Annotated in this window: 11 protein-coding genes; 8 read left to right on the top strand and 3 right to left on the bottom strand. The window is 69.6% G+C overall.

The features are described 5' to 3' along the window. Positions 1-6: 6 nt before the first annotated feature. Positions 7-1,629 (bottom strand): carboxyl transferase domain-containing protein, encoded by a 1,623-nt coding sequence (locus tag ASF43_RS21065; protein WP_056185147.1) that lies wholly within the window; start codon positions 1,627-1,629, stop codon positions 7-9. Continuing rightward, a complete protein-coding gene (locus ASF43_RS21060; RefSeq protein WP_056185144.1) occupies positions 1,626-3,341 on the bottom strand; it encodes an AMP-binding protein in 1,716 nt (571 codons plus the stop codon). Before ASF43_RS21060 ends, ASF43_RS21065 begins: the two co-directional genes overlap by 4 nt. Before the next feature lie 102 nt (positions 3,342-3,443). Between ASF43_RS21060 and ASF43_RS21055 the strand changes: the two genes are divergently transcribed. Further along, the gene (locus ASF43_RS21055; RefSeq protein WP_056185142.1) at positions 3,444-4,529 is read left to right on the top strand and encodes an AraC family transcriptional regulator; all 1,086 of its coding nucleotides are present in this window, start codon (positions 3,444-3,446) and stop codon (positions 4,527-4,529) included. 5 nt (positions 4,530-4,534) lie between these two features. On the opposite strand, the gene ASF43_RS21050 is transcribed toward ASF43_RS21055, so the two are convergent. Beyond that, complete coding sequence (locus tag ASF43_RS21050) at positions 4,535-4,741, bottom strand: hypothetical protein (protein WP_056185139.1); 207 nt, start codon at positions 4,739-4,741, stop codon at positions 4,535-4,537. A 90-nt stretch (positions 4,742-4,831) separates the two neighbouring features. On the opposite strand from ASF43_RS21050, the gene ASF43_RS21045 reads away from it, so the two are divergent. The 7 genes from ASF43_RS21045 (at position 4,832) to ASF43_RS21015 (ending at position 13,717) form a co-directional block, all read left to right on the top strand. Continuing rightward, a complete protein-coding gene (locus tag ASF43_RS21045) occupies positions 4,832-5,500 on the top strand; it encodes a trimeric intracellular cation channel family protein (RefSeq protein WP_056185136.1) in 669 nt (222 codons plus the stop codon). A 356-nt stretch (positions 5,501-5,856) separates the two neighbouring features. After that, a complete protein-coding gene (locus ASF43_RS21040; RefSeq protein WP_056185133.1) occupies positions 5,857-7,482 on the top strand; it encodes an ABC transporter substrate-binding protein in 1,626 nt (541 codons plus the stop codon). 7 nt (positions 7,483-7,489) lie between these two features. Then, a complete protein-coding gene (locus ASF43_RS21035; RefSeq protein WP_056185130.1) occupies positions 7,490-8,851 on the top strand; it encodes an amidase in 1,362 nt (453 codons plus the stop codon). 8 nt (positions 8,852-8,859) lie between these two features. Beyond that, the gene (locus ASF43_RS21030) at positions 8,860-10,335 is read left to right on the top strand and encodes a DHA2 family efflux MFS transporter permease subunit (RefSeq protein WP_235578323.1); all 1,476 of its coding nucleotides are present in this window, start codon (positions 8,860-8,862) and stop codon (positions 10,333-10,335) included. A gap of 49 nt (positions 10,336-10,384) precedes the next feature. After that, positions 10,385-11,725, top strand: coding sequence for an amidase (locus tag ASF43_RS21025; protein ID WP_056185124.1), 1,341 nt, complete (start codon positions 10,385-10,387; stop codon positions 11,723-11,725). A 509-nt stretch (positions 11,726-12,234) separates the two neighbouring features. After that, the gene (locus ASF43_RS21020) at positions 12,235-13,047 is read left to right on the top strand and encodes a THxN family PEP-CTERM protein (RefSeq protein WP_056185122.1); all 813 of its coding nucleotides are present in this window, start codon (positions 12,235-12,237) and stop codon (positions 13,045-13,047) included. 301 nt (positions 13,048-13,348) lie between these two features. Next, positions 13,349-13,717, top strand: a complete 369-nt coding sequence (locus ASF43_RS21015; RefSeq protein ID WP_156373453.1) for an HNH endonuclease — start codon at positions 13,349-13,351, stop codon at positions 13,715-13,717. Positions 13,718-13,822: the final 105 nt, after the last annotated feature.

Raw genomic sequence — 13,822 nt, 5'->3', positions numbered from 1 at the left:
ATCTCCTTACATCCGGAACACGCCGAACTTCGGCTCGGGGATCGGCGCGTTCAGCGAGGCCGACAGGCCCAGCGCCAGCACGCGGCGCGTGTCGGCCGGGTCGATCACGCCGTCGTCCCATAGCCGGGCCGTGGCGTAGTAGGGGTGGCCCTGGTGCTCGTACTGCGCGCGGATGGGGGCGCGGAAGGCCTCCTCTTCCTCGGCGCTCCACTGGCCGCCCCTGGCCTCGATGCCGTCGCGCCGCACGGTGGCCAGCACGCTGGCGGCCTGCTCGCCGCCCATCACGCTGATGCGTGCGTTGGGCCACATCCACAGGAAGCGCGGCGAGTAGGCCCGGCCGCACATGCCGTAGTTGCCCGCACCGAAGCTGCCGCCGATGACCACCGTGAACTTGGGCACGTTGACCGTGGCCACGGCCGTGACCATCTTGGCGCCGTGGCGCGCGATGCCTTCGTTCTCGTAGCGCTTGCCGACCATGAAGCCGGTGATGTTCTGCAGGAACACCAGCGGAATCTTGCGCTGCCCGCACAGCTCGATGAAGTGCGCGCCCTTCTGCGCGGCCTCGGAGAACAGCACGCCCTGGTTGGCGACGATGCCCACCGGCATGCCTTCGATGTGGGCAAAGCCGCAGACCAGCGTGGTGCCGAAGCGGGCCTTGAACTCGGCGAATTCGCTGTCGTCCACGATCCGCGCGATGACCTCGCGCACGTCGTAGGGCTTGCGCGTGTCGGCGGGGATCACGCCGTACAGCTCTTCGGCCGCGTAGCGCGGCGGGCGGCTCTCGCGCAGCGCCATCTCGGGCGCCTTGCGGCGGTTCAGGCCGGCCACGGCCTGGCGCGCCAGGGCCAGCGCATGCGCGTCGTTCTGCGCCAGGTGGTCGGCCACGCCCGACAGGCGCGTGTGCACGTCGCCGCCGCCCAGGTCTTCGGCGCTGACGACCTCGCCAGTGGCGGCCTTCACCAGCGGCGGGCCGGCCAGGAAGATGGTGCCCTGCTCCTTCACGATGATGGACTCGTCGCTCATGGCCGGCACGTAGGCGCCGCCGGCCGTGCACGAGCCCATCACCACCGCGATCTGCGCGATGCCCTGTGCGCTGAGGTTGGCCTGGTTGTAGAAGATGCGGCCGAAGTGGTCGCGGTCGGGGAAGACCTCGTCCTGGTTCGGCAGGTTGGCGCCGCCGCTGTCCACGAGGTAGATGCAGGGCAGGTTGTTCTGCGCCGCGATCTCCTGCGCGCGCACGTGCTTCTTCACGGTGATCGGGTAGTAGGTACCGCCCTTCACCGTGGCGTCGTTGCACACGATCAGGCAGTCCACGCCGCTCACGCGGCCGATGCCGGTGATGATGCCGGCGCAGGGCGCGCTGTCGCTGCCGTCGCGGTCTGGGTACATGGCCAGCGCCGCCAGCGGCGACAGTTCGAGGAAGGGCGTGCCCGGGTCCAGCAGCATCTGCACGCGGTCACGCGGCAGCAGCTTGCCGCGGCCGGTGTGCTTGGCGCGCGCGGCCTCGCCACCGCCGGCCGCGGCCTGGGCGATCTTCTCGCGCAGGTCGTCCACGGCCGCACGCAGCGCGGCGGCGTTGGCAGCGAAATCCGCCGCGCGGGCGTTGAGCTTGGTTTGCAGAACACTCATGCCGTACCTTCTTCCTTCAGTCCCAGTTCAGACACCATCTGTTCGCGCATGCGGAACTTCTGCACCTTGCCCGTCACCGTCATCGGGAACGCCTGCACGAAGCGCATGTAGCGCGGCACCTTGTAGTGCGCGATCTGGCCCTTGCAGAAGTCGCGCAGCGCCTGCTCGTCCACTGCCACGCCGGGCTTGGCGATGACCCATGCGCACAACTCTTCGCCGTACTTCGCATCGGGCACGCCGACCACCTGCACGTCCTGCACGCCGGGGTGGCGGTACAGGAATTCCTCGATCTCACGCGGGTACAGGTTCTCGCCGCCGCGGATCACCATGTCCTTGATGCGGCCGACGATGTTCACGTAGCCCTCGGTGTCCATGGTCGCCAGGTCGCCTGTGTGCATCCAGCCCTCGGCATCGATGGCCTCGGCCGTCTTGGCCGGGTCGCCCCAGTAGCCGTGCATGACCGAGTAGCCGCGCGTGCACAGCTCGCCACGCTGGCCGATGGGCACGACGGCACTGCCCTCGGGCGCGACGATCTTCACTTCCAGGTGCGGCTGCACCTGGCCGACCGTGGACACGCGCTTTTGCAGCGGCGTGTCGGTGCTGCTCTGGCAGCTCACGGGGCTGGTCTCGGTCATGCCGTAGGCGATCGTGATCTCACGCAGGTGCATCTGCTCGACCACGCGCTTCATGACCTCCACCGGGCATGGCGAGCCGGCCATGATGCCGGTGCGCAGGCTGGACAGGTCGAACTCGGCAAAGCGCGGGTGGTCCAGCTCGGCGATGAACATGGTGGGCACGCCGTGCAGGCCGGTGCAGCGCTCGTCCTGCACGGTCTGTAGCACGGTGAGCGGGTCGAAGCCGTCGTTGGGGTAGACGATGGTCGCGCCATGTGTGAGGCAGGCCAGGTTGCCCAGCACCATGCCGAAGCAGTGGTACAGCGGCACGGGAATGCACAGCCGGTCAGCCGGCGTGAGCCGCATGCACTCGCCGATGAAGAAGCCGTTGTTCAGGATGTTGCGGTGCGTCAGCGTCGCGCCCTTGGGGAAGCCCGTGGTGCCGCTCGTGAACTGGATGTTGATCGGGTCGGTGGCTTGCAGCGTGGCCGCGATGGCCGCGATGCGCGGGTCGGCCGCGTCGCCGCTGGCCAGCAGCGTGCTGAAGCGCTGCATGCCGGCCTGCTCGCCCCGGTCCTCGGGCGCGTCGATCCACACCACGTGGCGCAACGCGGGCAGCCGCGCGGCCTGCAGCGGGCCTGTTGCGCTGGGCAGCTCGGGCGCCAGCTCGCGCAGCATGCCCAGGTAGTCGCTGGTCTTGAAGCGTGCCATGGTGACCAGCGCCTGGCAGCCCACCTTGTTCAGCGCGTACTCGAGCTCCGACACGCGGTAGGCCGGGTTGATGTTGACCAGCACCAGGCCGACCTTGGCCGTGGCCAATTGCATCAGCACCCATTCGGCGTTGTTGTGCGACCAGATGCCCACGCGATCGCCCGGGGCCAGGCCCAGGCCCAGCAGCGCGCTGGCGAGCTGGTTTGCGCCGTCGCGCAGGGCCGCATAGCTGTAGCGCCGGCGCTGGTGCGCGCTGACCAGGGCCTCGTGGTCGGGCTGGCGCGCAGCCATGGCGTCGAAGAAGTCGCCGAGGGTCTGCTCCAGCAAGGGCGTGTCGGTGGGGCCGGCGGCCTGGCTGTCGCGCAGGGCGGCGGGGGCAGTCTGCATCGCGCTTGTCTCCTGTTGGGGAGCGCCAGCATAAGCCCAAGGGCTGCCTGGCGCCACCCGGCATCGGTTGCAAATGGTGCCAACGATGCCACACTGCGGGCCATGGCCAGCCGGCACCGCAGCACGCCCACCATCGCGCCGACCCACGGCATGGCCGCCACGCCCATGGCCTTTGCGCGTGTCGTGGCCGAGGCCTATGCACGCCGTGGCATGTCGAGCGCGGCGGCGCTGGTCGCCGCACAAATCCAGCCACAGGATTTGCAGATCGAAACGGCCAGCATCACCGCGCGGCAGTTCGAGACGCTGTCGGCCGCCGCCATGCAGGAGCTGGACGACGAGGGCCTCGGCGCATTCCGCCGCCGCTTGCCCTGGGGCAGCTACGGCATGCTGGCACGGGCCTCGCTGACCGCCCCCACGCTGGGCATCGCGCTGCGCCGCTGGTGCCGGCACCATGGCCTGCTGACAGACGACATCCGGCTGCAGCTCGCAACGGCCCAAGGCAGCGCAACCGTGCGCATCGAGGAAGCGGTCGACCTCGCGGCACACAGCAGCGCACAGGCCCGCGCGTTCTGCCTGCTGCACGTGCTGCGCAACCTGCACGGGCTGGCCTGCTGGTACGTGGAGTCGCGCATCCCGCTGGCGGGAGTGGCCTTCCCCTACCCCGCGCCCGCGCACCGCGCCGCGGTGGACCTGGTGTTCCAGCAGCCCGCGGGCGGCGTGCGCTTCGGCGCCACCGCGGCCGAGCTGCGCTTCGACGCGCGCTACCTGCAGTTGCCGATCCGGCGCGACGAGCGCGCCATGCGCCAGATGCTGCAGCGCGCGCTGCCGCTGATCGTGCTGCCCTGGCGGCGCGACCGGCTGCTGGTGCAGCAGGTGCGCCAGGTGCTGCGCGAGCGGCCGGAGGACGCGCGCAACGCGTCCGAGCTGGCGCAGCTGCTGGCGACCAGCGCACGCACGCTGCACCGGCAATTGCGCGACGAGGGCGCCACATTGCAGGGCCTCAAGGACGAGCACCGGCGCGAGCATGCGCAGGAGCTGCTGTTGCGCACCCGCCAGCCCATCAAGCAGGTGGCCGCGCGCGTCGGCTTTCGCAACAAGAAGAGTTTTGCGCGCGCGTTCAAGAACTGGACCGGCCAATCACCCGGCCAGTTCCGCGACGCTGCCGGCCCGTCGACACACGGGCCGTAGCAGCCTCAAGCCGTACTGGGCGTTTGCGCGTGCAAGGCCGCGTGCAGACGGCGCGTGCCGGTCGCCAGCGCAGCTTCGTAGCTGTCGCTCGCCTCTTCGGCCCGCTGCGCCACGCGCACGGTTTTGCCACGGTCGTCGGTCTCCATCAGAGCCCAGACATAGGCGCCGGGATGCGGCTCCTCGATCACGAGTTTCATGGTGGGGTGTGTCATGTCCTCATAGTGGCAAGGCACCGTTCGATTTCTGTAGGCCAATGCCCCGTGTGGCGCCTTACCATGGCCGCTCGTCGTCTGCCCACTCCCATGACCACCCTGCCCCTCGCCCACGTGCTGACGCTGTCCAACGCGCAGATCGCCATCGAGGCCGCGGCCACCGTGGCGTTCGCGGCCTCGGGCCTGCTGGCAGCGGCGCGCAAGCGGCTCGACGCCGTGGGCGTGTGCATGGTGGCCGGCCTGGCCGCGTTCGGCGGCGGCACGCTGCGCGACGTGCTGCTGGACCGCCGGCCCTTCTTCTGGGTGCAGCACGCGGGCTGGCTGTGGGTGCTGCTGGGCCTGGGCGTTCTGGCCATGCTGTTCATGCGCGGCCGCCATTTCGCGGCCACCGAGCGCGCCATGCTGTGGCCCGACGCGCTGGGCCTGGGCCTGTTCGCCGCCAGCGGCACGCAGATCGCGCTGGCCGCCGGCATGCCGGCCGTGGTCGCGGTGCTGATGGGCATGATGACGGCCGTCTTCGGCGGCGTGCTGCGCGACATCGTGTGCAACGAGATCCCCAGCGCGTTCAGCGACCACCAGCCCTATGCCGTCTGCGCGTTCGCGGGCGGCTGGGTGGTGGTGCTGGCGCATCAGCTGCAGATGGACGACTGGCTCGGCCTCCTGGCCGGCGCCGGCACCACCTTGCTGCTGCGCGGGGTGGCCCTGGCGACCGGGTGGCAGCTGCCGGCCTGGGACACGGGCGACACACGCTCCGACTGAACGCCCCCATCGCGCCAGGCCATCGCCCGGACTGGCTCTGCATTGCAACGCATGGCGGGTTCCAGGCGATCAACCACCCCGAGCGGCAATCGAAGCACTCGCATCGCTTGTACGGATGACTTGGGGATCCCAGCGTCGGCGCTCCCCGTTGCGCCACCATCCAATTCAGGTGCACACGCACTGAATCAGAGCGAATAGATCCCTCGTTTCCTCCGCCATGCCACCTAGGTCCACTGCATCGTCAGGGTTTTCCCTGGCCTGCAATTTGCATGGACAACTTTCGAGGCGGATGCGAACCGTCGTGCGCAGTGCCCCCCGGGCATTCCTGTGAACCGCCTCTCACCGAAAGAACCCGCATGTCGAACGAGATCAGCCGTCGCCACCTGCTGCTGGGCAGCGCAGCCTCCCTGGCCCCCGCGCTGCTGGGCCTGGACCTTGCCAACGCGCAGACGCCCAGCGGCGTGCTGCGCGTGGGCATGACCGTGGCGGCCGTGCCCGCCAGCAATGGCATTCCCGACCAGGGCGGCGAAGGCGCCCGCTTCATGAACGTCACGCTGTACGACCAGCTCGTGGCGTGGGACCTGGCGCGCGCCGACAAGCCCGCCAGCCTGATGCCCTGCCTGGCCACATCCTGGAATGCCGACGCGGCCAACCCCAAGCGCTGGCATTTCAAGCTGCGCGAGGGCGTGAAGTTCCACGACGGCCACGTGCTGACGTCCGACGACCTGGTGTTCAGCTTCGACCGTGCGTTCAAGCGCGACGCGCCCTGGTTCGACCAGCGCGCCTACAGCCAGGCGCTGCCGCAGATCCCGGGCGTGGTGGCGTGGGGCGCCGAGGGGCCGCTGGGCTTCTGGGTCGAGACGGCCACGGTCGACGGCACGCTGCCCTATGCGCTGACCTGGATGGGCGTGGTGCACAGGGGCGCGTGGGAAGCGGCCGGCAAGGACTGGTCGGCCTACAACAACAAGGCCGTGGGCACGGGCCCGTGGAAGCTGGAGAGCTACAGCCAGCGCGAGCGCGCGGTGCTGGTGCGCAACGACGCCTACTGGAACAAGGCGCGCATCCCCAAGGCGGCCAAGTTGGTGCTGATGCCCATTCCCGACGCGAACGCGCGCGTGGCGGCGCTGCGCTCGGGCCAGGTCGACTTCATCGAGGCACCCGCCCCCGACACGGTGCCGTCGCTGCGCGCGGCGGGCTTCCAGGTCATCTCGAATGTCTACCCGCACAACTGGACCTGGTTCCTGGCCCAGGTGCCCGGCTCGCCGTGGAACGACGTGCGCGTGCGCAAGGCAGCCAACCTGGGCATCGACCGCGCGTCGCTCAAGACCCTGCTGGGCGGCATGATGGTCGAAGGCCAGGGCATCGTGCCCGCGGGCCACCCCTGGTACGGCAAGCCCACCTTCCAGCTCACGCACGACCCGGACGCGGCGCGCAAGCTCATGGCCGAGGCCGGCTTCGGCCCCAGGAACCGGCTCAAGACCAAGGTCGCCATCTCCTCCAGCGGCTCGGGCCAGATGCAGCCGCTGGCCATGAACGAGTTCATCCAGCAGAGCCTGGGCGAGATCGGCATCGACGTGGAGTTCGAGGTGTTCGAGTGGCAGGCGCTGATCGAGGCGTGGAAGGCCGGCGCGGGCGCGCCCAATTGCCGAGGCTGCATGGCGCTGAACATCTCGCAGGGTCCGTTCGACCCGTTCCGCGCGTTCGCGCGCATCCTGCAGACCAACATGGCGTCGCCCGCCGGCGTGAACTGGAGCAAGTTCAGCGACCCCGAGCTGGACAAGATCTTCGCCCAGATCCAGACCGAGACCAGCGCGGCCAAGCAGGATGCGCTTCTGTCCCAGGTGCACGGCCAGGTGGTCGACCGCGCGCTGTTCCTGTTCGCCGCGCACGACATGAACCCGCGCGCGCTGAGCCCCAAGGTGAAGGGTTTCGTGCAGGCCCAGTCGTGGTTCCAGGACCTGACCCCCATCAGCGTCGGCTGATCGCACCATGACCGATTCCATCGCCGACCGCACGCGCACACAGCTCGCCCTGGGCGAGGCCCTGAACCCGGCCCTGCGCGCCATGATCTCGTTCAACCCCCAGGCGCAGGACGAGGCGCGCGCCGCTGCCGCCCGCGCCGCCGGGGGCGCCCTGCCCCCGCTTTCCGGCAAGACGGTCAGCATCAAGGACAACATCGACACCGCCGGCTGGCGCACGACGATGGGCTCCGCGTTCTTCCGCGACCACGTGCCCGCCACCGACGCGCCCGTGGTGCAGCGGCTGCGCCGCGCCGGCGCGGTCCTGGTCGGCAAGGCCAACCTGCACGAGTTCGCGTTCGGCGGCACCACGCAAAACCCGCACCACGGCCTGGGCCGCAACCCGTGGAACGCCGACGCGATCCCGGGCGGCTCCAGCGGCGGCTCGGGATCGAGCGTGGCGGCCGGGCTGTGCGACATCTCGCTGGGCACCGACACGGGCGGCTCGGTGCGCATCCCCGCGGCTCTGAACGGCGTGGTCGGCCTGCGGCCCACGCATGGGCGCGTGCCGAACACCGGCTGCTTCCCGGTCAGCGGCGCCTACGACACCATCGGCCCGCTGGCGCGCACGGTCGCCGAGGTGGCGCAGGCCTACGAGGTCATCGCCGGGCCCGACGCGGGCGACGACTGGACCGAGGACCGGCCCGTGGCCAGCTGGGCGCACCGCTTTGCCCAGGGCATCGAAGGCCTGCGGATCGGCGTGCCCGAGGCCTGGTGCATGCAGGACCTGGATCCCGAGGTGGAACGCCTCATGCGCGCCGCCATCGCCCAGCTGCGCGCACTGGGCGCCGTGGTGCGCGGCATCGAGCTGCCGGGCGCCGCGCTGGCGCAGAGCCACCTGATGCCCATGGTGCATGCCGAGGCCGCGGCCGTGCACGCCGAGCGCCTGGCGAGCGCGCCCGGCAGTTTCGGCGCCGACGTGCTGGGCCGCCTGCAGCAGGGCGTGGCCGTGGACAGCCGCGCCTATGCCGAGGCCCTGCGCTTCAAGCAGCGCTGGCTGCGCGTGGTGGACGACGCGTTCTCGCGGGTCGACGTGATCGTCACACCGAGCTGCCCCATCACGGCGCCGCTGGCCATCGACACCGCGCGCATGGTGGAAACCACGCGCGGCCTGTCGCGCTTCACCTATGCCTGGGCATTGGCCGGCACGCCCGCGCTGTCGGTGCCCGTGGGCTTTGCCGCGAACGGCCTGCCGGCCGGCATGCAGCTGGTGGCGCCGCGCTGGGAAGACGCGCGCGTGCTGGCGCTGGGCGCGCACTACCAGGCCGCGACGGACCACCACCTGCGCCGCCCCGCGATGCTGACGGCAGCCCTGGCGCGCCTGGCCGCGTGAGTGCGGGCGTGCGCACGGGAGCGCGTCTGGGCGCGCCTGCCTGGCACCCCGACGAAGACGACGACGCCCGCGCCCGCTACGGCTGGCGTGTGCTGTCGGTCACGGCCCTGGGGGTCATGCTGTGTTTCATCAACGCCAGCACGCTCAACGTCGCGCTGCCGCAAGTGGCGCGCGACCTGGGCGCCAGCCCGGCGCAGGCGAGCTGGTTCCTGCTGTCGTACATGCTGGTGCTGACTGTGCTGATCCTCGTGTTCGGCCGGCTGTCGGACCTGTTTGGCCAGCGCCGGCTGTATCTGGCGGGGCTGGCCGTGCTGACCCTGGCCAGCGTGGGGTGCGGCCTGGCGACCACACCGCAGATGCTGGTGGTGTTCCGCTGCCTGCAGGCGGTGGGCGCCGCCGCGGTCATCACCAACACCACGGCGCTGCTGACCGAGGCCTTTCCCACGCGCCTGCTGGGCATCGGCCTGGGGCTGAACGCCACGATCTCGGCGGCCGCGCAGGGGCTGGGGCCGGTGCTGGGCGGCGTGATCGTCAGCACGGCGGGCTGGCGCTCCATCTTCCTGCTGAACCTGCCGCTGGGCCTGCTGGCGCTGCACTGGGCGCGCCGCACGCTGCGCCCCGGCGTGCCGGCGCCGGTCGAGCGCTTCGACGGGCTCGGCGCGCTGCTGTCCATGCTGGGCCTGGGCAGCATGGTCTACGCGCTGTCGATGGGCGGGCCGCAGGGCTGGCGCAGCCGCGACGTGATCGCCGGCGCCCTGGTGTCGGTGCTCGCGTTGCTGGCGTTCTGGTGGAGCCAGCACCGGCGCCGGCACCCGCTGGTGGACCCGGACCTGTTCGCCGATCGCGAGCGCGGCACGGCCTACGTGTGCGTGCTGCTGATCTGCATGGCGCAGACCTCCAGTCTGCTGCTGATGTCGCTGTTCCTGCAGGGCGTGCAGGGCCTGGACGCGTTCCAGGCCGGCCTGGGCGTGGCGCCCGTGCCGCTGGGCATGATGGTGGCCGCGCCCGTGGCCGGGCGCCTGCTGGGCCGCCACTCGGCGCTGCGGCTCTCGGCCGCAGGGCTGGTGCTGACCGCCGCTGGCCTGGCGCTTCTGGCCGTGCTGCTGTCGGGCGGCATCGCACGCTGGCAGCTCGGCGGCGGGCTGCTGCTGATCGGCCTGGGCAGCGGGCTGTTCCTCACGTCGAACAACAGCGGGATCATGGCCAGCGTGCAGCCGCAGCGGCGCGGCATCGCCAACGCCGTGCGCTCCACGCTGCAGCACACCGGCCTGGTCGTGGGCGCTGCCATGGCCATGAGCATCGCCATCGCCCCGCTGTCGCCCTTGAGCCAGCAGGCCGCCTACGCCGGCCACCTTTCGCGATCGTCGCCCGCCGACATCGCCGCCTTCATCGGTGGCTGCCGCACCGCGCTGTGGGTGCTGTGGCTGCTGTGCATGGCGGGCATCGCGCTGTCGCTGCACACGCGGCAGCTGGTACGGCGCTGATGCCACCTGTTCCCACCCCTCAACGCTTCACCCAACGAAAGAAGGCTCCATGACCACGTATTCCGAACGCACGGCCCGGCAACTGGAGCAGGCCCGCCGCCACAACCCGCAGCTGCGGGCCATGATCAGCCTGGACGAGGCCGGTGCCATGGGCGCGGCCCAGCAGGCCGACGCCGCGCAGGAGCGCGGCGAGTGGCTGGGCCTGCTGCACGGCATGACCGTATCCGTGAAAGACAACATCGACATCGCCGGCCAGGCCTCGTCGGCCGGCGCGTCCTTCCTGGCCGACAACATCGCCACCGCCGACGCACCCGTGGTGGAGCGCCTGCGCAAGGCCGGCGCCACGATCGTGGGCCGCGCCAACATGGCCGAACTGGCCTTCGGTTCGCGCTCGCTCAGCACCGTGGGTGGCCAGTGCCGCAACCCCTGGAACCCGGAACGCATCCCCGGCGGCAGCAGCGGCGGCTCGGCCGTCAGCGTGGCGGCCGGCATGTGCACCGGCTCGCTGGGCACCGACACGGGTGGGTCGGTGCGGCTGCCGGCCAGCCTGAACGGCGTCGCCGGCCTGCGCCCCACGCACGGCCGCATCCCGATCCGCGGCGTGGTGCCGGTCAGCGAGCACAACGACTCCGTCGGCCCGCTGGCGCGCCGCGTGACCGACGTGGCGCGGCTGTTCGCCGTGTTGGCCGGCTACGACGCTGCCGACCCGACCACCGTCGACCTGCCGGTGCCGCACGTGCTGACCACGCTGAACGACGGCATCGCCGGCCGGCGCATCGGCATCCCGCGCCAGCACTACTTCGAGCAGCTGGAGGCCGGCGTGGGCGAGGCCGTGATGGCCGCCGCCCACCACCTGGAGCGCGCGGGCGCCGTGCTGGTCGATGTCGACCTGCCGCTGGCCGGCGAGGCGCACATCCACCAGACGCACGCGGTCTTCGCCGACGTGTGCCACGTGTTCCACCAGCAGCTGACCCACAACCCGCAAGCCATCAACGCCGCCACCTACGAGCGCATGCGCAACGGCCTGGACTTCACGGCCGTGCAGTACGCCGAAGCCATGGCCTTTCGCAACCGCTGGCGCCTGCAATTGCGCGGCGTGTTCGCCCAGGTGGACATGCTGCTGTCGCCCACCACGCCGGCCGGCGCGCCGCTGATCGAAGACGGGAACAACCTGCTGGAGGCCACCAGGGCCGTGACGCGGAATACCTATGCGGGAGCTCTGGCCGGCATTCCCGGGCTGTCGGTGCCATGCGGGTTCACGGGGCTGGGGATGCCGATCGGAGTCCAGCTTGAGGCTGCGCAATGGCAGGAACCGATGTTGCTGCAGGCAGGGGTCGAGTTGCAGCGGGGGACGGATTTCCACTTGCAGCAGGCGGCAATGCTGGGGTGACGGCTGAGCGCGACGCGGCGCGCGCTGGGCACGCGTATACGCGTGCATGGTCGCCATCGGTCAAGACGGCGTGCGTGCAACCGATCGTGAAGACGGTTACCAACCATCACGACGCGCTGGCAGATCCACGGAAGAGAAAGCCCCGCAAATTAGCGCATTTAGCAGACGAAAACCATCCGTGGATGCGTCAGCTTGCATTTTTGCGTCTCCCTACCAGCACTGTCGCGCGAAATAACGCAACAAATCCGCCGCAATGCCCTGTGCGATAAGCCACGACCTTCCGATTTGTATTACCAAGAGTGCATATCTGTCAGTTAACTTCATACACATGTCTTACGTGAAACTGACGAGTTTTCTTACATACGCATCCGCTTGGATTTGATCCAAATTCGTAACCTATTGTCGCGATTATTTAATCGCATACAGGCACACAAAGTGCATGACGCGCCCATCGGTCCACGACCGATCGATTCGGGCAACTGCCTGGATCGCAATTTGGAGGCGACAAAGTGAAGCAAATCAACAAGATCATCATTGCTACCGGCGTGTTGGCCCTGGGGACCATGGCCGCTTCGGCGAGCCACGCGGCGCCGATCGTCAACTGGGACTACACCGTGTCCAGCGTTTTCTTGACCACTGCGGGCGCAACGACGTTCAACGGAGCGGGCCCCGGAAATGCCAATGGCTGCGAGCTCGTCAGTTCGTCATCGATCACGTGGGGCGATTGCCCGGCCGCGGGTCCAGGCCCAGGGCGAAGCGGCATCGGCATCACGGCAAGTCCGCAAACGGGCACGATCGCAACGAACGGCGCCGCCAAGGCGGCCAACACGTACACGCACTCCAACAACGTGCTGGATGTCGACTATGCGACGCTGACCCGCGCCACCATTCGTGCCACCCTGGGACTGCGGCCCACCGGTAGCGCTGCGGCGTTCACGGAGTACGTGGCCACGTACACGATCCGTTTCGCCGAGACGGCCAATTCGGCCCCCTGCGTGGTGGCGAGCCCGACGCCATGCAACGACATCTGGGTGCTGAACGGGTCGCTGAACAATTCGTTCACCGTTGGTGCGGACCAATACTTCTTCAGCTTCTTTGCCGCGCCCAGTCTGACAACGCTCAGCCCGGCAGCCTGTGCCGCAACGGGATCCGCGTCGCCGTGCATCGGGTTCACCACGGTCGAAGGCCAGGCCAACCAGGTGAACTTCCTGATGGCGATCACCAGCGACCGCATCGAGATCCCGGAGCCATCTTCCCTCGCCTTGCTGGGCTTGGGCTTGGTGGGCCTGGCAGGGTTGGCACGCAGGCGCAAGGTCAGCTGACCACGCGTTCCGGCTCGTGCAGGCCGCTGGTGCGAGACGCGCTGCACAGCCGGGCGCACTGCGCCGGTGCCCAGCGTAGGCACGCTGGCCCCCAAGGCGCAGGGCAGGCCCGTCTGGATGCTGCTGGCCAGCGACCCGATCGAGCGGGTTGACCTTCGCTGCAACGCCCGTGAGGGACGTCCGAGCGAAGCGCAAGCACCCCGCGTCGACGCCTTGGGCGTCGACGCGGCGTCTTCGGACACAGCCGACAACGTGGACATCGCGGACGCCTCGTCTGCGCCAATCGATCCTTTGGAAAGCCATGTCAAAGCCTCTGAACGATCTCATGCTGCGTGCACTGCACCGTTCGGCGATTCGCTGCAAAGTGCCCTGGGCCGTGGCCCTGGAGGTGCTGGCGCGCGACGCGCGCTGTGTCTACTGCGCCAAGCTGTTTTGCGAAGCGAGCGGGCTGCGGAGCACCTTCCCCACCTGGGACAGCCTCAACGCAGGAAAAAAACCGACGGTCGACGACGTCGTGCTGTGCTGCATCGGCTGCAAGGCGAGCAAAGGCCGAAAGCCCTTGCGCCTATGGCTGCAGTCCGGGTACTGCAGGCAGCACAACATCGAACTGAGGATGTTCGCTCCCGTCGCGCTGCGGCATGTCAAACATGCCGCAGACCCCACAGGCTGACGTGCCCATCGGCCGCGGCACCCGCAAGACTGTGCGCGGTGCGCCATGGGCACTTGCCGAGCCGCTGCGCCGAGCGCCCGCTTGCTGACGGTGCATGACTGGAGA

Origin of the sequence: Pseudorhodoferax sp. Leaf267 (genome assembly GCF_001422405.1) — a bacterium.
In the GTDB taxonomy this organism is placed as follows: domain Bacteria; phylum Pseudomonadota; class Gammaproteobacteria; order Burkholderiales; family Burkholderiaceae_C; genus Pseudorhodoferax.
This window is presented reverse-complemented; position numbering and strand designations above follow the sequence as displayed.